Here is a 26,569-nt window from a genome sequence, read left to right as displayed (position 1 = left end):
CCCGTCTTCCCCTGGAAGTCATCCTAAACAGCCAGCCATCCGAAGGATCGCGGCACGCTTTAGATCCCCGACTTATAAAACGCATCCGGATTTTGGCTGAAACGAGTTTGACGAGAGCAAGGAGAGTGCGTGACCCTAGACTTGAGCCCCGTTCGAGTCGAAATTCCGTCTCATTTGCGCTGCACTGCAAGGGGGCGGACGAACCGGGAGCCACAGGGCGAATGCGATATCGAGTCTTGACCATTGCCACGTTGGCGGCTGCCTGCGTTCCGCTCCCCGCACTCGCCCATCCGCATATCTTTGCCGAGGCGCGGCTCGAAGTGGTGGCCGGCACCAACGGCAATGTCGCGGAGTTGCACAATGTCTGGCGCTTCGATGAGGTCTTTTCATCCAGCGTGCTGCTCGATTTCGACAAGAATACCGACCTGAAGCTCGACGCCAAGGAGCTCGCGGCGCTCGGCGAGGTGATGCGCAAGTCGCTGGCCGACTATCACTATTTTACGACGATCACCGTCAACGGCGCCAATATCGGGGTGCAGAAGCCGGACGTGATCCACGTCTCGCTCGACGGCAACCAGCTTCTGGTCCTGTTTGCGGTGAAGCCCGAAAAACCGGTGCCGCTCAAGGGCCGGCTGGCCTTTGGTATCTACGATCCTTCCATGTACACCTCGATCGACTTCCCGACCGACGGCGACCTGATCGTCAAGGGCGACGGCTTTGCCCATTGCCAGCACAAGGTGGTGCGCCCCGACCCCGACGAAGTGATCTCCCAGAATACCACGTCGCTGACCGATGCCTTCTTCAACGATCCGACCGGCACCGACATGTCGAAACTTTTCGCCACCCGACTGGAACTGACATGCTGAAGACCCGCGGCGCCCTCTCCCCTTCCGTCGTCATTCCTGCCCTTCTCGCTGTTGCGGCGGTCGGCATCCTGACGGTGGGGTCGGCGCATGCGCAATCGCCGCTCGGCGTCGGTTCGGCCGAGCCCTCGTTCTCGGTCGGCGGACCGCTCGGTCCGTTTTTCGCCTGGATCAATTTTTACCAGCAGTCCTTCTACCGGGCGCTGACCGGTTCGCTGAAGGCGATGCGCGGGGATCCCTGGGCGCTCTCCGGCCTGATCGGGCTGTCGTTCGCCTATGGCGTCTTCCACGCCGCAGGTCCTGGCCACGGCAAGGCGGTGATCTCCTCCTACATGATCGCCAACGAGATCGAACTCCGGCGCGGCGTCGTCATCTCCTTCATCTCCGCGCTGCTACAGGGCCTGGTGGCGGTGCTGCTGGTCGGCGCGGCCTATCTCCTCCTGCGCGGCTCGGGCATCACCATGACGGCGGCGACCCAGGCAATGGAGATTGCCAGCTTCGCCATGGTCGCGCTGTTTGGCGCCTGGCTGCTGGTGAAAAAGATCCGGGCGCTGCGGATGCGCGTCGTCAGCATGCCCGTCGCAGTCCCCGCCGGTAACGGGCGCGGCCCGACCGGGCTGAATTTCCAGGCGGTCGAAATCGACGATCACGACTATCAGGGAACCGGCGATTATTGCGAGACTTGCGGCGTCAGCCACATGCCCGATCCCGCCCTGCTGAAGTCGAAGGATTTCAGCCTGCACGAGGCCTGGTCGGCGATCATTGCCGTCGGCCTCAGACCCTGCTCGGGCGCGATCCTGGTGATGAGCTTTGCGCTTTTGAACAGCCTCTATCTCGGCGGTGTGCTGTCGGTTCTCGCCATGTCGATCGGCACGGCGATCACCGTCACCATTCTCGCGACACTTGCCGTCACCGCCAAGGATCTCGCGGTCCGCTTCGCCGGTCCCGGCTCGCGCACGGGACGGCGGATCTCCCATGCGATCGAGATCGGCGGCGCACTGTTCGTGCTGCTGGTCGGGTTGTCGCTGCTCGGCGCTGCGCTGCAGGTGTAACGCCGCTGCCCCTTTCAGGCCGCGCGTTTACGCACCATGGCCGGGCTGCCCTTGCGCATCAATTGCCGGCAGGGCCGCTCGATTGCCACATGCAACAGCCATGACACGCCGATCACCACCATGCTCGTCACCACCGTCGCAACCACGTTACGGAGCACGAAGCCCGCATTGCCGAGCCTCCCCTCCACCATGGCCCAGACGCCGAGCGCCCGGTAGTGGGTGAGATAGACGGCAAAGGAGATGTCGCCGAGGAAATGCATCGGCGGGGAGGCGAAGAAATCCGCGAACAGCCCGCGATCGGTGCTGAGGCAGAAGAGCAGCGAGATGATCAGCAGATAGATCGCAAAATCCCAATCCGGCTGAGTGAGCGCGACCAGGGCCAGAAGCCCGACACCGATCTGCACCGGCGTGCGCGCCGCGAACGCGGCGACGGCCGGATCGTTGTGCAGCCGCCAGACCAGTTGGCCGAGCGTGAAGCCTGCAAGGCAGCGGATCAGGGTGAAGGGTGCGGCGATGAGATCGAGCAGGCCCTTGGAAATCGTCGACCCGATATAATGGAGGGAGGCGGCAAGCGTCAGGATCAGGATCGCGAGGATCGCGCCGATGCCGAGCAGCAGCGCTGCCATGCGGCTCGACTTCAGACACAACAGGCCGATCACCGGGAACAGCAGGTAGACCAGCATTTCGGCGCTCACCGACCACGCCGGCGGATCGATGCTCGGCCAGTTGCCGAGCGACTGCAGCATCAGGACATTCGAGATGAACACGTCCGGCCCGATATCGAGCTCGGAGGATTTGAGGAAGGCGAGCGCGATGAACGCCAGCGTCACGGCGAGATAGAGCGGGTAGACCCTGGCGATGCGATGCCACAGGAAGTCGCCGAACCGGAACGCGCCCGACAGGAACGATGGCCCGTAGACATGCGCCATGACGAAGCCGCTGAGGATGAAAAACAGGTCGACCGACAGGTAGCCGTGGTTGAGGAAGGTCGAGAACGCCCCGTCCGACGGAACCCTGTCGAGCTCGAAATGGTAGACCATCACGAACACGGCCGCCGCCCCGCGAATACCCGTCATCGACCTGATTTCGCCCACCGCCATCGCAGCACCCCCCAGGACCTGGAAACCAGGCTACCGAGGCAGCTTACAGGGTTGGGAACACTGCACAATCCGGCCATCAGGCTAGGCGGCTACGCCTTAGGACTGCGCCCGCCCGAAGGCGGAGATGGTCAGCGGCCGCGATTGCGCTGGTAGCGTGCCCTCAGCCAGAAGATCGCGAAGAAACCGAGCAACAGCATGGAGCCGATGACGACGGCGAGCACCGGAGAAAATTGCGCAATCCACATGACGATCGTCGGCAGGAAGTAGATCACCAGCCCGATGCCTGTGAGGATCACCGCCGCGGCAATCGCCTGCGACTTTGCTTCTGGCGTCATGCGCTGGCTCCCTTGGCATCGGCTCCCTTGGCAAGCTCGGCGCGGATATCTTCGAGCCGCCGTTTCTGGGTGCCATCCGCCTCGAAATTGTCGGGCGAAAGCCATGCTTCGAACGCGGCCTTCAGCAGCGGCCATTCCGTGTCGATCATCGAGAACCAGGCGGTGTCGCGATTGGCCCCCTTGGAGATGAGATGCTGGCGGAAGACGCCCTCGAAGGTGAAGCCGTAGCGGCGCGCCGTCGTCTTGCTCGGTTCGTTGTCGTTATGGCATTTCCATTCGTAGCGACGGTAATCGAGCCCTTCGAAAACATGCTTCGCCATCAGGTAATGCACTTCGGTCGACAGCGGCGACCGCTTCATGGACGCGCCATGCGCGACCGAGCCGACTTCGATGACGCCGTTCTTCGGGTCCGGCCGCATGTAGCTTGCCATGCCGACCACCTTGCCGCTCGCATTGTCGCGCGAGACGAGCGTCACGAAGTTCGAATGGACACGGGCGTTCTCCAGCCAGTCGCCAAACGCGTTCACATCGGCAAAATCGTCGTTCGGGAAATATTTGAGAAGCGGATTGATGCCATCAGCGCCACCGAGCCCGTCCCACAGTGCCTGGAGGTGGCTGTCCCTGTCATAGGGTTCGAGCGTCACGAACCGCCCCTTGAGGGTGACTGGAGCGGGGGCGGCAACTTTGTAGTTCTTCAGATCGCGCATATCAGCCTCTTCTACCGTGCCAGTGGCTTAGGCCAGCGGCAGGGGAAAGGCAACCGGGACGGCAACGGCTGCCGCCGCACTTTGAGATGGACACAATCCTCGCTGTCTGCTTCCCTTCGAGGATCATCATGGGAGTTGTCCAATGGCGGTCTGCACCTCATGCAATCGGGAATTCGGGTTCGCGGATCTCAGGGGCGGCATCTGCCGCGACTGCCGCGCCAAGACAGAAGCCGAAAGCATGGCTTCGGCATACAAGAAGATCGAGAACGGCATCATTTCCCCGGAAGACCTGAATGATCCGGCCCTTGCGAAGATCATCATCACGACGGGGAGCGAAATTCCCGGCCGACGGATCGACAGCATCGTCGATGTCGTTGGCGCCGAGACGGCGCTGGGCCTCAGCATATTCAAGGACATCGCCAACAATTTTCGCGATTTCTTCGGTGGCCGCAGCAAGACGGTGCAATCCGCCGTTCGCGACGCCCGGACCGTCTGCATGATCGAGCTTCGCCGCGAAGCGATCCGCCTGAATGCCGACGCGATCATCGCGATCAAGATCGATTTCAGTGAATTATCGATGGCAGGGGGCGGCGGCATCCTGTTTGTTGCGGCGACCGGTACAGCCGTCAAGCTCGCCGACTGACGGCAGTCTGCCGGGCGGCCGCGCATTCCTGTTCCCTAACCCATCAGGCGGACCGAGACCGGAAAGATGCGCAGCCGTTTGACGACATACGGCTGGCTCGCCTTACGCTTTGACCTTCGCGGCGGAAACGGTGGCGTCGATATGCTCGATCAGCGCGTCGTCCAACCCGAGGCGGCCGGCGAGCAGATCGAGATAGCCGCGTTCGGCGCGGGTGTCCGGATCGATGGTCAGGCGCGAAGCGGCGTAGATCTCGACCTTCTGCTCTTCAGTCCGGGCGGCAGCGACGAGGTCGTCGATATCGACCGGATTGGCGAGTTCGTTCTCGATGAAGGCTTCCGCCTCGGCGCCGAGATCGACCGCATGCACCTTGTCCATGATGTTGGCGCGCTCGCCGGCGTCGATATGGCCGTCGGCCTTGGCGGCGGCGATCATCGCCCGCACGAGCGTCAGCGCGAAATCGTTGGTGAGATCGGAAGACTGCGGATGGAAGGGGGAATCGGCAGGCGGCGTCAGGAGCGGCTTGTCGGCCTGCGGTGCGGGCTGCGGCACGGCTTCGGGCGATTTGCCGGACTGATAGTTCTTGTAGGCGAGATAACCGAGGCCGGCGATCGCCGCGATGCCGCCGACCGCAGCGACATTACCGGCGATGTTGCGGCCGGTCTTGGTGCCGAGGACGGCCGCAAGAATCGCGCCGGTGGCGAGCGGGTTGTTCTTGGCAAGCTGGGTCGCCTGCCCTGCCCGGTCCCTCACACTTCCTCCCGACATGCCTGGAATCTGCGACCCCAGAAATTGATCGAGAAGCTTCTTCGCGTCGAACATCGCACATCTCCCTGTTGTGTTTCCGGGGAGACATAGGAATTCGACCGCCAAATTACAAAGGCCGGTTGCGAGCGGCCTGGTGTCGCGGCTACGCCTTCAGCGCCGCCGCTTCCGAAGCGAGCTTGGTGATGCCGGCCCAATCGCCAGCCGAGACCAGCTCTTTGGGCGCGACCCAGGAGCCGCCGACGCAGATGACGTTCGGCAGCGACAGATAGTCGTTGGCGTTCTTCAGCGAGATGCCGCCGGTCGGGCAGAACAGCGTGCCGGCGAGCGGCGAGGACAGCGCCTTCAGGTAAGCGGCGCCGCCGGCCTGTTCGGCGGGGAAAAATTTCAGCACCTCATAGCCGGCCTCGCGCAGCGTCATCACTTCGCTGGCGGTCGCAGCACCCGGCAGCAGCGGCACGGGAGAATCCTTGGCGGCGGACAGTACACCGGGGGTCACGCCGGGCGAGACGATGAAGGTCGAGCCCGCCTTGACGGCCGCCTCGTAGTCGCGGGCATTGAGGATCGTGCCGGCGCCGACATTGGCGCCTTCGACTTCGTCGGCCACCGCCCTGACAGCATCGAGGGCTGCCGGCGTGCGCATGGTGATCTCGATCGCCCTCAGCCCGCCGGCGACCAGCGCCCGTGCCAGGCCCACAGCAGATTTCGCGTCATCGACGATCAGCACCGGTACCACCGGCTGCAGTTTCAGGATGGAAAGCAGCTTTTCCGTCTTGCCGGTCATGGTAAGGTCTCCGCTGAAACGATTGAAACTTTGAGGTCGAGATACCCCTCAAGCCCGCCATTGTCGAGAAAAAACAGGCCTCCGACGTCGAACGGGTTTGCGGGGCGCGGAGTTTGCACTAGGGTTGCAACAATTGTGGAAGTTCCCGAGGCGGCGGGTGGAGCATGGCCAAGGAAATCGAACGGAAATTTCTGGTGAAGAGCGACGGCTGGCGCTCGGAGGTCTCATCATCCTCCGATTTCCTGCAGGCCTATGTCGCATCCGGCGACGACCGCTCGGTGCGGGTGCGGATCATGGACGGCAAGCGCGCCAAGCTGACCATCAAGATCGGCCGCGAACTGCTGGCCCGCGACGAATTCGAATACGAAATTCCACTGGCCGATGCCGAGGAGATGGCGAACGCCGCCGTCGGCATCGTACTCGAAAAGACCCGCCACGAGGTCCGGCACGGGGGTTATACCTGGGAAGTGGATGTCTATGACGGAGCCTACAAGGGTTTGGTCGTCGCCGAGGTCGAGATCGAGGACGAAGGCGCCCTGCCCGACATCCCGGACTGGATCGGCGAGGAGATCACCGGCGACCGGCGATATTCAAACATGGTGATGGCGACCGAAGATTTGAGCGGAGAATTGTGTCATGGCGTACCGTCTGCGGCCCGCTAAATCCTTCACCGACGAGTTCCGGTCGGTTGCGGAAAGCCAGCTTTCCCACGCGATCCGGCTGCTCGAAGACCAGCCGGACGGCCAACACGAAGCGGTCCACGACGCGCGAAAACGCTTCAAGCGGGTGCGCGCCCTCTACCGGTTGGTACAGCCGGACGCAAAAACGTTCCGCCGGCAGGAAAACACCCGCATCCGCGACATGGCGCAGACGCTGTCGGCGGTGCGCGACGCGACCGCGCTGGTCGAGACGGTCGACTATCTCGCCGGCCATGCCGGCTCCCCCGAAGAACTTTCCGCCCTCACCACCGCCTCCAAGGCGCTGACCGAACGGCGCGATCGGATCGCCTCGGAGGAACACGACCTGCCGGCCAAGATGGCGGCCGCGGTCGACACCTGCCGCGCGGCGATCGCAGCTCTCGACGACCTCGATCTCGACAATGATCCGCACAAGACGGCCAAGCGGCTCGCCAAGGCCTGGAAGGACCAGCGCGAGAAGGCGCTCGGCGCGCTCGCCGGCTGCGAGGAACACGGCGATGCGGAGACCTATCACGGGCTGCGCAAATGCGGCCAGACCTACTGGATGCACTTGTCGCTGCTCGGGGCGATCTGGCCTTCCGCGATGCTCGCCAAGCAGCAACAGGCGAAGGCCCTGGTCGATCTGCTCGGCCACGAACACGATCTTTCGGTGCTGACCGGGCTCGTCAACGAAAGCCCCGAACTGTTCGGCGACAGCGATACGCTGGCCCGGGTGCTCGGCGCCATCATCACCCGCCAGCAGGCGCTGCGGCACGAGGCGCTGGAAGCGGCCCACGAGGTGTTCGCCGACAGCGCCGAGACGGAAAGCGGGTTGATCGCGCTGCTATGGGAAAAGGCAGCCACGACGCCGCGCAAGGAACGTCGTGCGGCAAAGCTGCACAGGGCCCACGAAGCCCACGAGAAAGAAACCGCGTTGCGCGGATAGCCCGGAAACTGTATTTCAGCGCCATGACCGAAAACATCATGCAAACCCGCCCGGAGGCTCAACCGGAAGCGACGGGCGCCTGGCTCGTCGCCGCGCTCTATCATTTTGCGCGTTTCGACCGCTACGAGAGCTTTCGCGACTCCCTGCAGGCCTTCTGCGACGAAAATGGCATCAAGGGCACGCTGCTGATCGCCCGCGAGGGGATCAACGGCACGGTTGCCGGTTCCGACGCGGCGATATCAGGGCTTCTCGCCTATCTGCGCGCCCAGCCGGAATTCGCAGGCCTCGAGCACAAGGAAAGCCGTGCGTCGAAGATGCCCTTCCTGCGCATGAAGGTGCGGCCGAAGAAGGAAATCGTCACCATGGGCGTCGAGGATATCGACCCCAAGCGCATCGTCGGCACCTATGTCGAGGCGAAGGACTGGAACGCACTGATCTCCGATCCGGAAACCATCGTCATCGACACCCGCAACGATTACGAAACGGCAATCGGCATCTTCAAGGGCGCCGTCGATCCGCAGACCAAGACCTTTCGCGAGTTTCCCGACTGGGTGAAGAACAACCCCGGCCTCCACAACAAGCCGAAGATCGCCATGTACTGCACCGGCGGAATCCGCTGCGAGAAGGCCACCGCCTTCATGAAGGAACAGGGCTTCGACGAGGTTTTCCACTTGAAGGGCGGCATCCTGAAATATCTTGAGGAAGTGCCAGCAGAGGAAAGCCTGTGGGAAGGCGCCTGCTTCGTCTTCGACGAGCGCGTTTCCGTGGAGCACGGCTTGAAGGAAGGCAACCACAAGCTCTGCCACGCCTGCCGCAGCCCGATCACCGCTGAAGAAGTGAGCTCGCCCCATTACGAGGAAGGCGTCTCCTGCTCGACCTGCTATCCGACCCGCACCGAGGACGACCGCGATCGCTACCGCCAGCGCCAGCTCCAGATCGCGCTCGCCAAAAAGCGTGGTGTCAGGCATATCGGCGGGTAAGGTCGCCCGCGCCAGACGGGCTGGCGCGAGCGGATCGTGGCTGCCGCCTGCCCAATACTTCACCAAAACCCGTCAAAGAGCGATATCAACAGTGCAACCATTGCGACCCACCAGACAAGAAGGGCGAGGACTTTGAGTTCCGTTCGCATTGCGTCGCGTTTAGAGATGACATGATTGAGACTTTCGCGCGCGTCACTCACCGCTCTTTCGAGATTTGCACCACGCGTATCCCTTTTAGGGCCAAGCGCACTTGCAAGACCACAGCCAAGCAAAAGGACAAAAACGAATAGATAGGTCATCGCTCTGTTTCCTAACTCGGAAGATAGCGAAATAAATTGACCCTCAGGTCCCCGCGTCAACTGCCGATCAAATGTTATTGATAGAACCATTGGCGCAACGCAGCCGCCGGAGGTTCCTGAATGGATACGGCCGTCGGCCCGCAAAAACTTTTCAGACCGCTCGCACTTCGGCAAGTCGCTTGACCGCGTACTCGTCCTGCCAGCAGACGGCGGCTTCCCATGCGGCTGACGCTTGCGCGGCGATGTCATGCGCGCCATCGTCGAGATCGGCGGCGTTGTCGGGCAGTACCAGGTCAAGGTCGGGGACATCGACATGTGACTCATCCCAGTCGATCAGCGCGACCCGATCTGCGGTCACGCGGATGTTGCCGGGGTTGTTCGGGTTGCCGTGGACAACGCAGGTCCGGCGCCCGATGAGCCGGCCCCACGCTGCTCGACATCGAATAACGCCCTCAGGCGGCATCGCGGTAAGGTTGATCCTCGTTCCGGTTTCGGCATGCAGGAGGTCGGTCGAGGATCGCCAGCCTGGGCGCTGCGGCCAGCCTTGTGTCAACCGATGCAACTCGCGAAGTACGTCGGCCACGCGACGCCAGTCGGACTTGGTCTCGGGCGGTCCGCCCTCCATGTATTTCATCACCACCAGACCGTCCGCGAACAGGCGACCGTCAGTCGTCGGGATCGGTGCAGGAACGGTCATACCTTCACGGTCGAGGTATTGGAGCAGGTCGGTTTCCCATGCGAGATCAGCGTCGCTCCTGGAGCCGAGACGAGCAACCGCGATCTGCCCGTGGATGCGAACGCTCCACACATCGTTGGCAGATCCGCCAGCGAGCGGTTCGATGCGAACCGCGTCTTCACCCCATTGGCCGAGGGCTTCCCATCCCATTGGTTATACCTTGGCGACCGTGATTAAGTTGAGGGAGAAATAGCAAGAGTTTACGATGTCACTATGTCGGCAATCGACGCAACCCGGCCAATTTTATTCCCGGAAGGACTTGCCGCATTGCTACGTAGTTCCGCAGATTTTGCCGCACAAACGGAACTGCCCGGTAACTGAAGGGCCGGCCTACGCCGCCCCGCTCATCCCGCCCGGCAGGCGGTTGCCGCGGTAGATGATGTCGATCTGTTCCGACGACATCGGCTTGCCGAACAGATAGCCCTGCAGCTCGTCGCAGCCGGTCAGGCGCAGTTGCAACGCCTGTGCCTCCGTTTCGACGCCCTCGGCCGTGACCGGGATTTCCAGCGAGCGGGCGAGCGCTACGGTCGCCTGAAGAAGATCGACGGCGCGGCCGCCCTCTTCCAGCGCGTGCACCAGCGACTTGTCTATCTTCATCCGGTCGAAGCCGAACTGGCGCAGGTAACCGACGCTTGAAAAGCCGGCACCGAAATCGTCGAGCGCGATCTTGACGCCGAGCTGCTTCAGCTTGGCAAGAGCGGCCCGGGCGCGTTCCGGGCTCTGAATGAAATAACCCTCGGTCATTTCGAGCGTGATGCGTGAGGGATCGGTTGCGGTCTTGCGGAACACCGAGGCGACATGCAGGGCAAATGCCGGATCGCGGAACTGGCCGGGCGAGATGTTGACCGCGAGCTTCAGCTCCGGCCACAGCGTCAGCGTCTCGCAGGCGCGGTGGAGCACGAACAGGCCGAGCTGGTCGATGAGCCCGGTCGATTCGGCGATCGGGATGAAGATGTCGGGCGGTACCGGGCCGTAACCGGTGCGGTTCCAGCGGGCCAGCGCCTCGATGCCGATGATCCGCCAGGTCCGGGCGTCCACCACAGGCTGATAGACGATGGTCAGTTCGCGGCGCTCGATGGCGATCCTGAGATCGATTTCCAGCATGTTGCGCTCTTCGCGCTCGGCATCCATTTCCGGCTGATAATATTCGGTCCGGCCCCGGCCAGTTTCCTTGGCGTGATACATCGCCATGTCGGAACGCCGCACCAATTCCTCGCCGGAGACCTTGCCGCGTGGCGAAACGGCGACGCCGATACAGGTGCCGATCGTCGCGACCCGTTCGCCGATCACGAAGGGTTCGTCGAAGAAACCGAGAATGCGGTCGCTCAGCGTATCCACGACCCTTCCAATGTCCGTGCTGGCCAGCGCGATGGCGAATTCGTCGCCACCGACGCGGGCAAGGGTCGCCGTATCGCCGACCAGTGTCTTGAGGCCTGCCGCGACACCGCGGATCAGCTTGTCGCCGGTGCCGTGGCCATAGGCGTCGTTGACTTCCTTGAAGCCGTCGAGATCGAGATAGAGCAGCGCCACATCATGGTTGCTGCGGCGGCTCTGCACCACCAGGGCATCGAGCGCGGCAAAGAAGCCGGCGCGGTTGAGGAGCCCACTCAACCGGTCGCTCATGGCCAGATGCCGCGCCGCCGCCTCGTCCGCCGTCAGCCGATTGAGCGTATTGCTGCCGCTGACGAAGAGGAGGAGGAAGAACAGGCCGACCATCGCAAGCGCGCAATAGACCAGCGGCCGGACCTGAGCGTAACCCATGTCGCCCGGCCTGCGGGGATGCCAGACGAGCCGCTGCAGCACCCTGCCGTGGATATTGCGGATCTCCACCATGTTCAAAACGGCATCGGAGGCGCTCGCGAAACGAAGCCCGTCGAGGACGTAGGTTTCGGAGAGCTTCCGAACCTTGGCCTCGTCCAGATGCCGGGCGAAGACCAGGAAGCGGCGGTTTGCGACCGGCTGATCGAGCTGTCCCGATTTCTGCCGGATCAGCGCTACCCCGACGGCCGCGACACCCTTTTTGGTCTGGACGAAACTGACTGCCTCCGGCACGCTTTCGGCGCCGGCGGAACTCGCCTTGTCGAACAGCGTCCAGAGCGAAGTGTCGAAATAGTCACGCGGCGACCAGTTGACGGGCGCGCCGTCCTGATAGGCCATCAGCACGTTCTGGTTCATGTCCATGACGACGGCAATGTCGAAGAGATCGCTGTTGGCGGTCATGTCGCCATAGTTGCTGGCGACCCAGGCCTGATCATCCGCATAGACCGCTTGGGCGGCGTCGTCCCAGGCAGCGTAATCGTTCAGCGTCGCGTGCAGCTGCTCCCGGAACGTCTGGATCGCGCCTGATGTCGTTTCCTGCGAGCGCCCCTCATCGAGACGATTGGCGTAATCGGCGATGCGGTCGATAGCGGTCAGGATGAAGATCGTCACCAGCACCACGACCACCGCGAAGACAAGCAGCATCGACGTCACGGCAGAGCGACGGCCAAGTGTTGCGGAGCGGCGAAAGCGAGACGGAAGAAGCCGCATCGAAGACCTCATGGAGTCCTACATCTTTCGCGGGTATTCCTTCAGATAGGGTTAAAAGAAGAAGGCCGGCGCTCACACTTGAGCACCGGCCTTCAAGAATTTTCGAAAACTCGATATTACCAGGCGGCGATGACGGCGCCCTTGAACTGGGTGTTGACGAAATCCTTCACCGGAGCGCTGTGATAGGCTTCCACGAGCGTCTTGACCCAGGCCGCATCCTTGTCCTTGGACTTGACGGCGATGACGTTGATGTAAGGGGCCTTTTCGCCTTCCTTGGCGATCGGATCGGTCTTCGGGTTGAGGCCGGCTTCCAATGCGTAATTGGTGTTGATGACCGACGCATCGACGTCGTCGAGCGAACGCGGCAGCTGGGCGGCGTCGAGTTCGGCGAACTCGATCTTCTTCGCGTTTTCGGTAACGTCGGCGGGGCCGATCTTCAGGCCTTTTGCGGCATTGACCTTGATCAGGCCCTGGTCGGCGAGGATGAGCAGCGCGCGGCCGCCATTGGTCGGGTCGTTGGGGATGGCGACGGTGGCGCCCTGCTTCAGGTCGGCGAGGCTCTTCACCTTCTTGGAATAGACGCCCATCGGGAAGTTGACGGTCTGCGCGACGCTGACGATGTCGAACTTGCGATCCTTGACCTGATTGTCGAGATAGGGCTGGTGCTGGAAGGAATTAGCGTTGAGCTCGCCATCGGCCAGCGCCTGGTTCGGCACGACGTAATCGGAGAATTCGAGAATCTGGATGTTGAGGCCCTTGGTGGCCGCGACTTCCTTCACCTTTTCCATGATCTGGGCATGCGGGCCGGGGGTGACGCCGATCTTGATGTCTTCGGCAAGCGCCGGAGCAGCAGCGAAGGCGGCGAGTGCCGCGGCGATGATGAGCTTCTTCATAAGTGTCTCCTTGGGTTTGCTTATATGCGCCAGTCTTCTTGGTATGTCTTGGGAGGCTGGCTTTCGGAATGATTTCAGGTCTGGCGGTTGCGCTTGTCGAAGCGGCGGGCGAGCGCGTCGCCAGCGCTCTGGATCGCCTGGACCAGCACGATCAGCACCACGACGACGGCAAACATCACATCCGGCATGAAGCGCTGGTAGCCGTAGCGGATGCCGAGATCGCCGAGCCCCCCGCCGCCGACCGCGCCGACCATGGCGGAATAACCGACCAGGCTGACGAGGGTAAGCGTCAACGCCAGCGTCAGGCCCGGCCTGGCCTCGGCGAGCAGCACCTTGAAGACGATCTGCAGCGGCGTCGCACCCATGGCGCGGGCAGCCTCGATCAGGCCCTTGTCCACTTCGCGGATCGCCGCTTCGGCAAGGCGGGCGACGAAGGGAATGGTCGCCACCGTCAGCGGCACGATCGCCGCATAGGTGCCGATCGAGGTACCGGTGACGAGGCGCGTGAATGGGATGATCGCCACGACGAGGATGATGAACGGCGTCGAGCGCGCCGCATTGACGATCGCCCCGATGATGCGGTTCAAGGCCGGTGCGGGGAAAAGCTCGCCCTTGCCGCTGGTTGCCAGGAACACGCCGATCGGCAGGCCGATCAGTGCGCCGATCAGGCCGGCGACCGCGACCATCTGCAGCGTCTGGCCAATCGCTTTCAGAAGCAGGTTGAAGAGCATGTCAGGCGACATAACCGAGCACCTCCGTGGAAAGACCGGTTGCGGCATAGAAGCGCTCGGCGCGTTCCGTGACGGCAGGATCGGCCGGATACGCGACGACCAGCGAGCCGTAGGGTTCGCCGGCGATTTCCTCGATCGTGCCGGCGAGGATGTTGACATCGGCGCCGAGTTCGGTGACCAGCCGGGCGGTCAGCGGCTGAAAGGCCGTCGACCCGAAGAAGATCAGCCGCACCAGCACCCGGTCGCCGGCGGACGGCTGCGGCTTCAGGTTCGAGCGGATCCATTCCGGCAGGTTGGTGCCGAGTGCCGCCGACAGAAGCGAGCGGGTCGTCTCATGCTTGGCGCCGGTGAAGACGTCGAAGGTGCGGCCGGCCTCGACGATCTTGCCGCGGTCGATCACCGCCACGTCCGAGGCGATGGTCTTCACCACCTCCATCTCGTGGGTGATCAGAAGCACCGTGAGGCCAAGCTCGGCATTGATGCGCTTCAGCAGCGCCAGGATCGACTGCGTGGTTTCCGGGTCGAGCGCCGAGGTCGCCTCGTCCGAAAGCAGCAGTTTCGGTGAGGTGGCGAGGGCCCGGGCAATGCCGATGCGCTGCTTCTGGCCACCGGAGAGTTCGGCGGGATAGCGGTCCGACTTGTCGCCAAGGCCGACGAGGTCAATCAGCGGCGCGACCTTGTCGCGGATCTCCCTGGCGGAAAGGCCGGCGATCTCGAGCGGCAGGGCGACGTTTTCGAAGGCGGTGCGCGAGGACAGAAGGTTGAAGTGCTGGAAGATCATGCCGACCTGGCGGCGCAGATCCCGCAGCCCGGTTTCCGACAGACCGCCCACCTCGACACCATCGACGACGACGCGGCCGGAGGTCGCCTTTTCGAGCCCATTGACGAGGCGGATCAGCGTCGATTTGCCGGCGCCCGAACGGCCGATGATGCCGGTGATCGCGCCACGCGCGACCGACAGATCGATGCCGTCGAGCGCGGTGAACTGGCTCTTGTCGTCGGCACCGCCGAACCGCTTGGTTACCGCCTCGAACGCCACCATCGGCGTTTCGGCAGCCAAGGGAGACGGCGCGGTTTCGACCGCAGTGTGAAGGAATGTCATTTCAGCTCTCAGATTTAAGTCGGATCATCCCGGCGACGGAACACCGGATATTTCATCGCGGTCCAGCTATAGGACGGAGCGGCACATTCGATGACAGGCGACTTTCCGGAGCATCTTGGTCGGTTTTCTCAAAGGGCAATTTGTAAGGCCGGAGCGGCCTTTTCAATACCGCATAAATGCCCCGACGCGCCCGCGTTTGACAGGGATTTTTTTTCAATTATCTCACAAAGCAGAAAAAATCTTCTCGCACTTGCGAAATCAGCCCTGTTTATGGTTGCCCTTCGGGAATAACGAGGCGAGCTCGCGGTACCACTTGCCGCTCTTCTTGATCGTCCGTTCCTGGGTCTCGTAATTTACATGCACGAGGCCGAACCGCATGCGGTAGCCTTCCGCCCATTCGAAATTGTCCATCAGGCTCCAGGCGAAATAGCCCTTCATCGGGTAACCGTCCTTGATAAGGTCGGCGACCACCGAGAGGTGCTGGACATAATAGTCCAGACGCGGCTGGTCATCCACCTCGCCGTCCACCGGCTCCATATTGTAGCAGGCGCCGTTCTCGGTGATGTAGCAGTCCGGCAGGTCGTAGCGGCGATAGAGATCCTCGACCAGCAGCTTGAGGCCCGGCGCATAGACTTCCCAGCCGATATCCGTCTTGACGTCGCTGGCGGGCCGGGCCTCTATCGTCCAGGGGAAATCGCCGCTGCGCGCGGGCTCGTCATGGACGCGGTCCGGTTTGTAGTAGTTGAGGCCCCACCAATCGAGCTTCTGGCTGATGACCTTCAGGTCGCCGTCTTCGACGACCGGCATGCGGTCTCCGAGCGCTTCCAGGAATTGCTGCGGATATTCACCCTTGAAGACCGGATCGAAGAAGGCGCCGTTGTGGAACTGGTGGGCGCGCTCGGCAGCTGCGAAATCGGCCGAGCTGTCGGAGCCGGCGATGATCGATGCGGCGTTGATGACGGTACCGACCGGCACGTCCGGCGTCACATGCCGGATCGCCTCGACGCCGAGGCCGTGCGCGAGATTGACGTGGTGCATGGCGGCGAGCGCCGCCTGCATGTTCTTCTCGCCCGGCGCATGGATGCCGTAGAGATGGCTGAGCCAGACGATGCACCACGGCTCGTTGAAGGTGGCCACCGCATCGAGCCGGTCGCCGAGCCGCGCCATCACCACCTTGGCGTAACGCTGGAAGGCATAGGCCGTCGAGCGCGCCGCCCAGCCCCCCTCGCCCATCAGCGAAAGCGGCAGGTCCCAATGGTAGAGCGTCGCATAGGTCTTGATGCCGCGCGCCTTACAGCCGTCGATGAGGCGATCGTAGAAATCCAGCCCCTTCTCGTTGATCCGCCCGGTGCCGTCCGGGATGATCCGCGGCCAGGCGATCGAGAACCGATAGGCTTCGACGCCCATCTCCTTTATGAGATCGAGGTCCTCTTCCCAGCGATTATAATGATCGCAGGCGACATCGCCGTTGTGCCCCTGATAGACGCGGCCCGGCATCTTCGAGAACGCATCCCAGATCGAGGGCTTGCGGCCATCCGCCTTGGTGGACCCTTCGATCTGATAGGAAGCCGTCGCGACGCCCCAGAGGAAATCACCGGGAAACCCGACCGCGAATTTTTCGGCTTTGGGCGTTTTAAGATCGCGAGGCTGGGGATTGCTCATCTTGGGATCGGTCATGAGGATGCCGCCATATCTGTTGCGCGAGGGGTCTGCCGGACCACCTTTCGCGGCGGTTTAACCAAGCGGGACGCAGTTGTACAGATGAGAATTCTGAAACGTTGCAGGATCGCAGCCCGCGTCCTGCTCTTTTCGAGAACGACTTACTTCCGGCAGCGAATTGATCATCGGCAATCGGATGCCTCCGAGACGTTATTTACCAAAACCCAAGCACCGGCGACCACATCTCAAAAGATATATATACCAACCAAAATAGATAACCTATGGTAGAGTATCTAACGGAGATTGCCCGATGCCCTTGCCACCGGAATGTTACCCTTTTCTCGGGATGTGCATTTCTTCAAAAATTGATTTGGGTCTTTTCGTTACGCTTGCGTTGTTTCTTGCAGGACTGCTCATCAATTCCTACATTGAACGAAAGAAAAAGAGGCAAGCAAGAAAGAGTTTTATTAAGGCGCTCGCGGAAGAAATAAAGCTTAATGTTAGAAGCCTTGAACGGGCGGCCAATGGAATACCATCGAGCTTCGAAATAAACCAATTCATGGCATTAAATAAACGAAATAGGCCATTCCTTACGTTCAGTTATTTTTCAGTTATTTACAATTCTCGGACGGAAGTTCTTCAAGACCTTCCGGATGTCATGATTAAGAACATCGTGGAATTTTATGGAAAACTTGCTGATTTGGCGATAGACGTGAGTGCTGTTGACAAGGAGTCCTTTACCCGCATCTCGCAACAGGGGCGCGAAGAGGTGATGTTTGACATTGTCGCAGACATCCGGGTCGTTCTCCAATTAGGCCTGGCCATCAGCGACTCGATCGAACTTCAACTACTGCCCGATCGGATTTTTTAACTGGAAAATTAACGATCAATCACTATATTATAAGCAGCGATTTGGTCAGGATAATCAGGAGAATACAATGCTTCGCACACAGACCAAAATCTAATAGGGTTGCTTGGCTAGGGTCACTATTCGAGATCCTTGGTAAAAGACGCGCTCGTGCCGACTAAGTCGGCACGAGCTTTTTTTATGAAACCCTAAAGCTTCACCCACGCCCCGTTCTTCTTCGAGGACGCCACGCACGCCTCGACGAACGCCACCCCCTTCACGCCATCGTCGACGGTCGGGTAGATCACCGCCTTGTCCACAGCGACGCCTTGTCTGGCGGCGTTGATGGCGCGGGCGGCTTCCGTATAGATGGTCGCAAACGCTTCGAGATAACCTTCCGGATGGCCGGACGGAATGCGGCTGACGCGTCCTGCCGCGGCACCCGAACCGGCGCCGTTGCGGGTGATCAGGCGCTTCGGTTCGCCGAACGGCGTGAACCACAGATAGTTCGGATCCGCCTGCACCCATTCGATGCCGCCTTTGGTTCCGTAGACGCGGATCTTCAGACCGTTCTCGTGGCCGGGCGCCACCTGGCTGCACCAGAGCATGCCCTTGGCGCCGCCCTCGTAGCGCAACATCACATGGGCGTTGTCGTCGAGACGGCGGCCTTCGACAAAACTGTCGAGATCGGCGGCGAGACTTTCGAGCGTCAGGCCGGTGATGAAGGCGGCGAGGTTATAGGCATGCGTGCCGATATCGCCAGTCGAACCACCGGCACCCGACTGGGCCGGATCGGTGCGCCAGACGGCCTGCTTGGCACCCGTCTGCTCGACCGCCTCGGTCAGCCAATCCTGCGGATATTCGACCTGCACCACGCGGATCTTTCCGAGATCGCCGTTTGCGACCATTTCGCGGGCCTGCCGCACCATCGGATAGCCGGTATAATTGTGGGTGAGGATAAACAGCGCACCGCTCTCGTCGGCCGCCTTCTTCATCTTCTTGGCGTCAGCAAGATTGGACGTCAGCGGCTTGTCGCAGATGACGTGGATGCCGCGCTTCAAAAATTCCTTGGCAGCCTCGTAATGCACGTGGTTCGGGGTGACGATCGACACCGCCTCGATGCCGTCCTTCAGCCGCGCTTCGCGGATCGCCATCTCCTTGTAGGAACCGTAGGTGCGCGACGGATCGAGACCGAGGTCGCGGCCCGACGCGATCGCCTTTTCCGGCGTCGACGAGAGCGCGCCGGCGACCAGGTCGAACTGGTCGTCCAGCCTCGCCGCCATGCGGTGCACCGCCCCGATGAACGCCCCCGCCCCGCCGCCGACCATGCCGAGCCGGATGCGCGGCTCCCGCGCCTGTTCGTCCTTGCCTTCGATTGCCATGATGTTTCTCCTCGAAAAGATTAAATATGTGGCGACTGCCGGGCAGTCACGAGTTCTTTGCAGCCTTGCGGGGCCTGCCGCCCTTGGCGCCGTTGGCGCGGCTTGCGGCAATTTTTGACGGCGACTTGGATTGTCCGCCGCGGCGTTGTGCCTCCATGAAGGTCCGGCTGCCGAAGACGCCGCTCATGAGACCAGAAATCGAATAGTCCACATCGAGGCTTTCCCAATGCAGGCCGGTTTCCCCGAGAAGTTCGACTTCGGCCAGTTGTTCATTCGTTGCCTCCGCCAGGCCTTCGAGAGAACGGGCGGGGACCATGAAAGCGGCCCCGTTGGCGAACTCCACGACGATACGGCCGGAAGCAGAATCGAACCGCACGGAGACTGGAACGGGCCTTTGTGCCCGCTCCGTTTCCCACCGTCGTTTTGCCTGGGTGAGTTCGGCATCCGTGATCTCAACCATGGTACTTTCTCCACGTCTCCAGGAATAACTGCCGGTTGGCCGCGATAACCTCGGCAGCTCGGCGAACGTCTCGGTCGGACATCCCGCCCTGGGTCAGGACCTTCAGTGTCTCGATATCGATCCGCGCTTCGCCGTCGCCATAGACATGCACATGAGGGGGCTCATGGTCCGCCGTGTAGATGATAAACCGCAGGCCGTGCTGCCGCAGGACGGTGACCATAGATCAATAACCCAACTTGTTAGGTATCTCAAGCTTGTCTCCTCACAAAAGATTGTCCGCTCACCGGGCTGCCGCTACCTTCTCCCCGCTCGCGGGAAGAAGGACGCAAGACGCCGCCTCTCGGTGCCTCGGCCTTATGGGGCACGTCCCTTCTCCCCGTCAAAACGGGGAGAAGGTTAGGGTGAGAGGCAGCGCCCGCGGAGCGTTGTCGCTCAAAGCCCCAGCATCCGCCTGTTCGCCGCTTCATCCGTCCCGCCGCTGGCAAAGTCGTCAAATGCCTTTTCGGTGACGCGGATGATGTGCGCCTTTACGAATTCGGCGCCTTCGCGGGCTCCGTCCTCGGAGTTCTTCAGCGCGCATTCCCATTCGACCACGGCCCAGCCGTCGAAATCGTTGGCGGCCATTTTCGAAAAGATCGAACCGAAGTCCACCTGGCCGTCGCCGGGCGAGCGGAAGCGGCCGGCGCGGCCGACCCAGCCCTGGTAGCCGCCATAGACGCCCTGCCGACCGGTGGGGTTGAATTCCGCGTCCTTGACGTGGAACATCTTGATCCGGTCCTTGTAGATGTCGATGTTGTCGAGATAATCGAGGCATTGCAGCACGTAATGCGACGGGTCGTAGAGCATGTTGGCGCGCGGATGGTTTTTCACCCGTTCCAGGAACATTTCGAAGGTGACGCCGTCATGCAGGTCTTCGCCGGGATGGATCTCGTAGCACACGTCGACGCCGCAGGAATCGGCATGGTCGAGGATCGGCGTCCAGCGCTTGGCAAGCTCGTCGAAAGCGGTCTCGACCAGGCCGGCCGGTCGCTGCGGCCACGGATACATATAGGGCCAGGCGAGCGCACCGGAAAAGGTCGCATGCGCCTTGATGCCGAGGTGCTTCGACGCCGTCAGCGCCATCTTCACCTGCTCGACCGCCCAGGCCTGGCGTGCTTTCGGATTGCCGCGCACCTCGGGCGCTGCAAACCCGTCGAATCCCTCGTCATAGGCCGGATGCACGGCGACGAGCTGGCCCTGGAGATGAGTGGAAAGCTCCGTCACCTCGACGCCGTTGGCGCGGGCCACGCCGGCAAATTCATCGCAATAATCCTTGGAGGTCGCAGCCTTTTTGAGGTCGATGAGCTGGCCTGCCCAGGTCGGCACCTGCACGCCGACGTAACCCTTGTCGGCCGCCCATTTGGTGATCCCGTCCCAGGTATTGAACGGTGCCGCATCGCCCGCGAACTGGCCGAGAAAGATGGCCGGGCCCTTGATCGTCTTCATGGTTTTTCCTCTTCGAACATGGCGTGCCTGGATTTCTCCTCCTCCCTCATTCCTGTGCTTGTCACAGGAATCCAGTGCGCCCAAGTCCTTGGGCGCGGAAGAGCCTTTTCACGGCGCAGACGCGCCGTGGCTGGATTCCTGTGACAAGCACAGGAATGAGGGTGAGGTTATGGCCGTGTCCGCCAAAAAATAAAGGCGGGCACGGCCGTGTTGATTATCAGAACGGCGAATCCGGGAAGTAGAAGTTCTTGGCATTGTCCTTCGTCACCAGTGTGGCGTCGAGGATGTAGGTGCCGCTGACCGGGACCTTGTCGTAGAAATTGCCGGCAGTGAGTTCCATGGCGGTCGCCACCATTGCCGGCGGATAGAGAACGTCGACCGGAACCATCTTGTCGCCGTCCATGACCTTCTTGACCATGTCCTTGGAGCCGGCGCCGGCCACGATATACTTGATATCAGTGCGCTTGGCTTGGGCGATGGCTTCGAGAACGCCGACTGCCATGTCGTCGTCCTGGCACCAGACCACGTCGATCTTCTGGTGCTTGGTCAGGAAGTCCTGCATGACCTTGAACGCGTCGTCGCGGTTCCAGTTGCCAAACTGGCGATCGAGCACCTTCACCTTGGAGCCGGCAATGCCCTTGTCGAAACCGTCCTGGCGCTGCTGGTCGATCGGGATCGGCAGGCCGCGGATGACGACGACCTGTGCCTCCGGCGTGGTCTTCTTGATATATTCGCCGGCGACCTGACCGAGCGCCGGGTTGTTGCCGGCCACATAGAGGTCACGGATGGTGCTGTCGTTGACGGAGGGCGCGCGGTCAACGAGCGCGACGAACGTACCCTTGTCCTTGACCTGCTGGATGGCGTTGACCAGCGGATCCGGATCGGACGGCAGAATGACCAGCGCGTCGAGACCCTGGACCGCGAGATCCTGCACGGCGTTCGCCTGGCTTGCTGCATCCGGCGAGGTCTTGACGATGACGTTGAGGCCCGGATGTTCCTTCATCAGCAGCTTGGCGACGCGTTCGGCATGGAACACGACGCCGGCGGTCCAGCCGTGGTCGGCGGCCGGAATGGAAACGCCGATCGTCACCTTCTTGTCCTGTGCGAAGGCAGTGCCGGCAAGAAGTGCCAGCGACGCCACGGCCAGTCCCAAAATTTGTCTGCGCATTGTTTCTCTCTCCCACAATATCAGGGTCTTTAGTATTTCAGGACCGGGCGCGACCCATCAGCCCGGTCAATTTACGTCGTGACCCAAATCCGCTTCAGCGGCCTACCTCCGCATCAGCGACCTTTGAACCAGCATGGCGATGATGATGATCGCGCCCTGGATGGCGCCAATCAGGTATTCGCTGACGAAATTGGACAACAGCATGATGTTGCCGACGATTTCCAGAATGAAGGCGCCGCAGATCGTGCCCCAGATGCGGCCGACCCCGCCCCGGAGTGCCGTTCCGCCGACGACGACGGCGGTAATCGCCTGCAGTTCCCAGAAGCTGCCGGTCGTGGCGGACGTCGAGCCGAGGCGCGGCACGTAGAGCAGCACGGCGACTGCGACGCAGAGCCCCTGGATGACATAGGTGATGGTGCGCACCCGGTTGATCGAAATGCCGGAATAACGGGCTACGTCCTCGTTCGAGCCGACCGCGGTGACATGTCGGCCGTAACGGGTGCGGTAAAGCACGAAGGCGGCGATGGCGGCGGTAACGAAGATGACGATGATCGGGATCGGCACGCCGACGAGCGAGCCAGAATAGACCGGCCGGTAAAGCACCAGAATATCGCGGTCGCGCACGGTGATGGCGCCCCCCTGGCTGAGCCAGGTGGTGAGGCCGCGATAGATGCCCATCGTGCCGAGCGTGGCGATGAAGGGCTCGATCCTGCCAATTGTGGTGATCAGGCCGTTGGCGAGCCCGCAGGCGGCGCCGATCGCGATCGCCAGCGCCATTCCGGCAACCAGCGCCAGCGCCGGATCGGCGACCGTTCCCGAATTCAGGAACAGGATCATCAGGCTGGCGACGAAGGCGAGCATCGCGCCGACCGAAAGGTCGAGACCGCCCGACGTGATCACATAGGTCGCGCCGAGCGCGATGACTGCGATGAAGGAACTGCGCGTCACGACGTTCAACAGGTTGGCGGACGTCATGAAATTCGGGTTGGCGAAATAGCCGAGCACCAGCAGAAGGGTGAGCGCGATGAAGGGCGCGATCGCCGCCATGTCCCAGTCCTTGGAGGTCTTCGGCGTCTTGGCCGTCTCGGTAGCGACATTCGCCATCACGCGGCCTCCTCTTTAGTGGCGCCTGTCGCCAGCACGACGATTTCGTTTTCGTTCATATGGTCCCCCGTCACCTCGCCGACGATCCGGCCGGAGCGCATGACGAGGATGCGGTCGCAGATGCCGATCAGTTCCGGCATTTCGGAGGAAACGACAATGATCGAACGCCCCTCCTCTGCCAGCTTGGCGATGAATTTGTAGATCTGTTCCTTGTTGCCGATATCGATGCCGCGCGTCGGCTCGTCGATGATGACGATCGACGGATCGAGCAGCATCATCTTGGCGAGCAGCAGCTTCTGCTGGTTGCCGCCGGATAGCTGGCCGGCGAGGATGTCCTTGCGGCCGGTTCGAATGTCGAAATCGCGGATCGCCTTGTCGAGTGCGGCGCTTTCGCGCTTGCGGTCGATCTGCAGTGCGCCGATGAACTTGCCGAGCGAGGCGAGCGTCAGGTTGACGATCAGGTCCTTGGTGAGCAGCAGGCCCTTGCCCTTGCGGTCTTCGGACAGATAGACGATGCCGGCCTTGAGGCTCGCATGCACATCCTTGAAATTGACCGGCTTGCCGAGATGGCGGACCACGCCGCGGCTGGTACGAAGGCCGACCATGCCCTCCATCAACTCGGTGCGGCCGGCGCCAACGAGGCCGGCAAAACCGAGGATCTCGCCCTTTTTCAGCTGGAACGAGGCATCCTGCACATAACCGGGAACGTTGAGATGCTCGACTTCGAGCACCGTCTCGCGCGCCTCGGCTGCGTGGCGGTCCGGATAGAGTTTTGCGACATCGCGACCGACCATCAGCCGCGCCATGTCGGCGGACTGCAACTCGCTGACGTCATGGCTGGCGACAAGCCTTCCGTCGCGCAGCACCGTCACCCGGTCGGCAATCTCCTTCACCTCGGGCAGACGGTGGGAAATGTAGAGGACGCCGACACCCTTGGCGCGGATCTGCCGGATGACCTTCAGCAGCGCATCGGTCTCGTGCGGCGTCAGCGACGCCGTCGGCTCGTCGAAGATGACGATCCGGTGCGGCACGAGCAGCACGCGGGCGATCTGCACCAGCTGGCGCTGGGCGATCGACAGGCGGCTGACGATGGTGTTCGGGTCGATGTCGCTGCCGAGCCCTCGGACCGCTTTTGCGGCGCCCTCGTTCATGGCGCGGTCGTCGATGAAAACGCCCTTGTGCAGCTCGCGGCCGAGATAGATGTTCTGGGCGACCGTCAGGTCCGGCGCCAGCAGGATTTCCTGGTGCACCAGCACGATGCCGCGATGTTCCGCATCGACCGGACCGGAAAAGGTGACGGTCTCGCCGTCTATCCTCATCTCACCGCGGGTCGGCGGCTGATTGCCGGCGATGATCTTCATCAAGGTCGATTTGCCGGCGCCGTTCTCGCCGATGATCGCGTGAACCTCGCCGGCGCGGACGGTGAGATTGATGTCCTTGAGGACCTCGACGATGCCGAATGTCTTGGAAAGGCCGGTCGCTTCGAAGAGCGGCACGGCGGGGCTCGCCTCCGCAGAACTCATCGCACAGCACCCATGACCATAAGGCAACGCGCGGCCCGACAGCGAACCGCTGCGTTACCGACAGCACGCCTGTATATGATAATCTGCACCCAAGCTCCTCCCATGAGAACGCTAGCCCAGATTCTGAGGTACGTAAAGCAGATTTCCGTAAGTCAAGCGGGGACGTGCAGGAAGGTTTTGTGCAGATCATCTTCCGGTTGACGACGGCAGCGTCCCGCCCCTCATCCGGCTGCCGCCACCTTCTCCCCGCCTGCGGGGAGAAGGGATATGCCGCTCCGTACCCGTTCACTCTCCAACGCCGCTCGTGGCACGTCCCCTCTCCCCGCAAGCGGGGAGAGGGTTAGGGTGAGGGGCGGAGCAAGCCCATCAAACGCAAAGGCATCAAACGTAACGATTGACGACGTTTTCCAGGTATTCCTGGCGGCCGGACTTCGGTTCCGGGTTGATGTCCTGCTTTTCAACCCAGGAGGCGATGTCGTCGAGCTTGTATTCGCCGCGCAGCATCTTCTGGTATTCCGGGCTGTCCCACTTGGCGTAGCGTTCGTCGAGCGGCTTCTTGAGTGCGCCGTCGTCGAGCATCTTCGCCGCCGCCTTGAGGCCACGGGCGCAGCAATCCATGCCGCCGATATGGCCGATCAGCAGGTCCTGGGGATCGAGCGACTGGCGACGCAGCTTTGCGTCGAAATTGGTGCCGCCGTTGACGAAACCGCCGCCGGCCAAAACCTGGTAATAGGCCAGCGCCATTTCCGGCACATTATTGGGGAACTGGTCGGTATCCCAGCCGGACTGGTAGTCGTTGCGGTTCATGTCGATCGAGCCGAAAATGCCGAACGCGTTCGCCATCGCCAGTTCGTGCTCGAAGGAATGGCCGGCGAGGATCGCATGGCCCTGCTCGATATTGACCTTCACTTCCTTGTCCAGCCCATGCTTCTGCAGGAAGGCGTAGACGGTCGCGACGTCGTAATCGTATTGGTGCTTGGTCGGTTCCTGCGGTTTCGGCTCGATCAGGATCGTGCCTTTAAAGCCGATCTTGTACTTGTATTCGACCACCAGGTTGAGGAAACGGCCCATCTGGTCGAGCTCGCGCGACAGATCGGTATTGAGCAGCGTTTCGTAGCCTTCACGGCCACCCCACAGCACATAGTTGGCGCCGCCGAGCTTCTTGGTAGCATCGAGGCAGGTCTTCACGGTCGCCGCCGCAAAGGCAAAGACATCCGGGTCCGGGTTGGTGGCGGCGCCCGACATGTAGCGACGGTTCGAGAACATGTTCGCCGTGCCCCAGAGGAGCTTGGTGCCAGTCTCGGCCTGCTTCTTCTCGAAATAGTCGACGATCTCGTTGAGATTCTTCGTGTTCTCGGCGAAATTATTGCCTTCCGGACGCACGTCGGCGTCGTGGAAGCAATAGAATGGAGTACCGAGCAGAGAGAAGAATTCGAACGCCACATCGGCCTTCATCTTCGCCGCTTCCATCGTGTCCGAGAACCACGGGCGCTGGAAAGTCTGACCGCCGAAGGGGTCGCCGCCCGGCCAGGTGAACGAGTGCCAGTAGGCGACGGCGAACCGAAGATGATCCTCCATGCGCTTGCCCGCGATCATCTCATCCGGGTTGTAGAAGCGGAAGGCCAGCGGATTGGTGCTGTCCGGGCCTTCGTATTTGATTTTCTGGATGTCTCCGAAAAAGCCTGTGCTCATGGTCGTTTCCTCCTATCGAGTATTTGAGAGCGACAAAGATCCCCTTCTGCCTGCCGGCATCTCCCCCACAAGGGGGGAGAACGCTGGTGGCACCGCCCTGCCTAATCGGA

General features: G+C 61.8%; 27 protein-coding genes. 7 read left to right on the top strand and 20 right to left on the bottom strand.

Annotated elements, in window-relative coordinates:
- Positions 1–221: 221 nt before the first annotated feature.
- Positions 222–866, top strand: a complete 645-nt coding sequence (locus AC1DLT_RS10020) for a DUF1007 family protein (protein ID WP_477486644.1) — start codon at positions 222–224, stop codon at positions 864–866.
- Complete coding sequence (locus AC1DLT_RS10015) at positions 860–1,915, top strand: nickel/cobalt transporter (RefSeq protein WP_477483285.1); 1,056 nt, start codon at positions 860–862, stop codon at positions 1,913–1,915. The genes AC1DLT_RS10020 and AC1DLT_RS10015 overlap by 7 nt, the downstream gene beginning before the upstream one ends.
- A 14-nt stretch (positions 1,916–1,929) precedes the next feature.
- On the opposite strand, the gene AC1DLT_RS10010 is transcribed toward AC1DLT_RS10015, so the two are convergent.
- The 3 genes from AC1DLT_RS10010 to AC1DLT_RS10000 form a co-directional block, all read right to left on the bottom strand.
- Positions 1,930–3,015, bottom strand: coding sequence for an acyltransferase family protein (locus AC1DLT_RS10010; protein WP_051899810.1), 1,086 nt, complete (start codon positions 3,013–3,015; stop codon positions 1,930–1,932).
- A 128-nt stretch (positions 3,016–3,143) separates the two neighbouring features.
- On the bottom strand, positions 3,144–3,350 hold the full coding sequence (locus AC1DLT_RS10005; protein ID WP_046604504.1) for a hypothetical protein: 207 nt from the start codon (positions 3,348–3,350) through the stop codon (positions 3,144–3,146).
- Positions 3,347–4,057, bottom strand: a complete 711-nt coding sequence (locus AC1DLT_RS10000; RefSeq protein ID WP_477486643.1) for a GNAT family N-acetyltransferase — start codon at positions 4,055–4,057, stop codon at positions 3,347–3,349. The genes AC1DLT_RS10005 and AC1DLT_RS10000 overlap by 4 nt, the downstream gene beginning before the upstream one ends.
- Positions 4,058–4,199: 142 nt before the next feature.
- On the opposite strand from AC1DLT_RS10000, the gene AC1DLT_RS09995 reads away from it, so the two are divergent.
- A complete protein-coding gene (locus AC1DLT_RS09995) occupies positions 4,200–4,700 on the top strand; it encodes a YbjQ family protein (protein WP_477486642.1) in 501 nt (166 codons plus the stop codon).
- 102 nt (positions 4,701–4,802) lie between these two features.
- Here the strand turns inward: AC1DLT_RS09995 and AC1DLT_RS09990 are convergent, their stop codons facing one another.
- Both AC1DLT_RS09990 and AC1DLT_RS09985 read right to left on the bottom strand, forming a co-directional pair.
- A complete protein-coding gene (locus AC1DLT_RS09990; RefSeq protein WP_247135860.1) occupies positions 4,803–5,519 on the bottom strand; it encodes a tellurite resistance TerB family protein in 717 nt (238 codons plus the stop codon).
- An 88-nt stretch (positions 5,520–5,607) separates the two neighbouring features.
- Positions 5,608–6,246 (bottom strand): 2-dehydro-3-deoxy-phosphogluconate aldolase, encoded by a 639-nt coding sequence (locus AC1DLT_RS09985; protein ID WP_477486641.1) that lies wholly within the window; start codon positions 6,244–6,246, stop codon positions 5,608–5,610.
- A gap of 164 nt (positions 6,247–6,410) precedes the next feature.
- On the opposite strand from AC1DLT_RS09985, the gene AC1DLT_RS09980 reads away from it, so the two are divergent.
- From AC1DLT_RS09980 to trhO, 3 genes are read left to right on the top strand one after another with little or no spacing between them, the layout of a single operon-like run.
- On the top strand, positions 6,411–6,908 hold the full coding sequence (locus AC1DLT_RS09980) for a CYTH domain-containing protein (protein WP_477486640.1): 498 nt from the start codon (positions 6,411–6,413) through the stop codon (positions 6,906–6,908).
- Entirely contained in the window at positions 6,883–7,869 is a 987-nt protein-coding gene (locus tag AC1DLT_RS09975; RefSeq protein ID WP_038545348.1) for a CHAD domain-containing protein, read from the top strand. Before AC1DLT_RS09980 ends, AC1DLT_RS09975 begins: the two co-directional genes overlap by 26 nt.
- A gap of 38 nt (positions 7,870–7,907) precedes the next feature.
- Positions 7,908–8,849, top strand: a complete 942-nt coding sequence (gene trhO / locus AC1DLT_RS09970; protein ID WP_477486639.1) for an oxygen-dependent tRNA uridine(34) hydroxylase TrhO — start codon at positions 7,908–7,910, stop codon at positions 8,847–8,849.
- 59 nt (positions 8,850–8,908) lie between these two features.
- On the opposite strand, the gene AC1DLT_RS09965 is transcribed toward trhO, so the two are convergent.
- The 7 genes from AC1DLT_RS09965 to AC1DLT_RS09935 all read right to left on the bottom strand — a co-directional run bounded on the left by AC1DLT_RS09965 (position 8,909) and on the right by AC1DLT_RS09935 (position 16,801).
- Positions 8,909–9,148, bottom strand: a complete 240-nt coding sequence (locus tag AC1DLT_RS09965) for a hypothetical protein (RefSeq protein ID WP_477486638.1) — start codon at positions 9,146–9,148, stop codon at positions 8,909–8,911.
- A gap of 151 nt (positions 9,149–9,299) precedes the next feature.
- Positions 9,300–10,034, bottom strand: coding sequence for a phosphotransferase enzyme family protein (locus AC1DLT_RS09960; RefSeq protein WP_477486637.1), 735 nt, complete (start codon positions 10,032–10,034; stop codon positions 9,300–9,302).
- A gap of 180 nt (positions 10,035–10,214) precedes the next feature.
- Positions 10,215–12,413, bottom strand: coding sequence for a bifunctional diguanylate cyclase/phosphodiesterase (locus tag AC1DLT_RS09955; RefSeq protein ID WP_477486636.1), 2,199 nt, complete (start codon positions 12,411–12,413; stop codon positions 10,215–10,217).
- A gap of 116 nt (positions 12,414–12,529) precedes the next feature.
- Entirely contained in the window at positions 12,530–13,306 is a 777-nt protein-coding gene (locus AC1DLT_RS09950) for a MetQ/NlpA family ABC transporter substrate-binding protein (RefSeq protein WP_038545362.1), read from the bottom strand.
- A gap of 74 nt (positions 13,307–13,380) precedes the next feature.
- On the bottom strand, positions 13,381–14,049 hold the full coding sequence (locus AC1DLT_RS09945) for a methionine ABC transporter permease (RefSeq protein WP_038545365.1): 669 nt from the start codon (positions 14,047–14,049) through the stop codon (positions 13,381–13,383).
- Positions 14,039–15,079 carry a methionine ABC transporter ATP-binding protein gene (locus tag AC1DLT_RS09940; protein WP_038549616.1) on the bottom strand — a complete coding sequence of 347 codons (1,041 nt, stop codon included), beginning with the start codon at positions 15,077–15,079 and terminating at the stop codon, positions 14,039–14,041. The genes AC1DLT_RS09945 and AC1DLT_RS09940 overlap by 11 nt, the downstream gene beginning before the upstream one ends.
- A gap of 318 nt (positions 15,080–15,397) precedes the next feature.
- A complete protein-coding gene (locus tag AC1DLT_RS09935) occupies positions 15,398–16,801 on the bottom strand; it encodes a GH1 family beta-glucosidase (RefSeq protein ID WP_477486914.1) in 1,404 nt (467 codons plus the stop codon).
- Positions 16,802–17,108: 307 nt separating this feature from the next.
- Here AC1DLT_RS09935 and AC1DLT_RS09930 point away from each other — a divergent pair, with 307 nt between their 5' ends.
- Positions 17,109–17,669 carry a hypothetical protein gene (locus AC1DLT_RS09930; protein ID WP_477486635.1) on the top strand — a complete coding sequence of 187 codons (561 nt, stop codon included), beginning with the start codon at positions 17,109–17,111 and terminating at the stop codon, positions 17,667–17,669.
- Positions 17,670–17,854: 185 nt separating this feature from the next.
- Here AC1DLT_RS09930 and AC1DLT_RS09925 read toward each other — a convergent pair whose 3' ends face one another.
- The 8 genes from AC1DLT_RS09925 to xylA form a co-directional block, all read right to left on the bottom strand.
- A complete protein-coding gene (locus tag AC1DLT_RS09925; protein ID WP_038545375.1) occupies positions 17,855–19,027 on the bottom strand; it encodes a Gfo/Idh/MocA family protein in 1,173 nt (390 codons plus the stop codon).
- A gap of 46 nt (positions 19,028–19,073) precedes the next feature.
- Positions 19,074–19,487 (bottom strand): DUF2442 domain-containing protein, encoded by a 414-nt coding sequence (locus AC1DLT_RS09920; RefSeq protein ID WP_247039333.1) that lies wholly within the window; start codon positions 19,485–19,487, stop codon positions 19,074–19,076.
- Complete coding sequence (locus AC1DLT_RS09915) at positions 19,480–19,707, bottom strand: DUF4160 domain-containing protein (protein ID WP_247039332.1); 228 nt, start codon at positions 19,705–19,707, stop codon at positions 19,480–19,482. The genes AC1DLT_RS09920 and AC1DLT_RS09915 overlap by 8 nt, the downstream gene beginning before the upstream one ends.
- Positions 19,708–19,919: 212 nt before the next feature.
- Positions 19,920–20,972: a sugar phosphate isomerase/epimerase family protein gene (locus tag AC1DLT_RS09910; protein ID WP_038545383.1), complete on the bottom strand. Its 1,053-nt coding sequence runs from the start codon at positions 20,970–20,972 to the stop codon at positions 19,920–19,922.
- A gap of 217 nt (positions 20,973–21,189) precedes the next feature.
- Complete coding sequence (locus AC1DLT_RS09905) at positions 21,190–22,140, bottom strand: substrate-binding domain-containing protein (RefSeq protein ID WP_477483296.1); 951 nt, start codon at positions 22,138–22,140, stop codon at positions 21,190–21,192.
- Positions 22,141–22,242: 102 nt separating this feature from the next.
- Positions 22,243–23,244, bottom strand: coding sequence for an ABC transporter permease (locus tag AC1DLT_RS09900; protein ID WP_477486634.1), 1,002 nt, complete (start codon positions 23,242–23,244; stop codon positions 22,243–22,245).
- Positions 23,244–24,767, bottom strand: coding sequence for a sugar ABC transporter ATP-binding protein (locus AC1DLT_RS09895; protein WP_477486633.1), 1,524 nt, complete (start codon positions 24,765–24,767; stop codon positions 23,244–23,246). The genes AC1DLT_RS09900 and AC1DLT_RS09895 overlap by 1 nt, the downstream gene beginning before the upstream one ends.
- 381 nt (positions 24,768–25,148) lie before the next feature.
- A complete protein-coding gene (gene xylA / locus AC1DLT_RS09890; RefSeq protein WP_477486632.1) occupies positions 25,149–26,459 on the bottom strand; it encodes a xylose isomerase in 1,311 nt (436 codons plus the stop codon).
- Positions 26,460–26,569 lie beyond the last annotated feature (110 nt).

Source organism: Neorhizobium sp. 05N33 (assembly GCF_056397445.1).
Note: the sequence above shows the minus strand (reverse complement) of the source record. Positions and strands in the feature narration are given on the sequence as shown.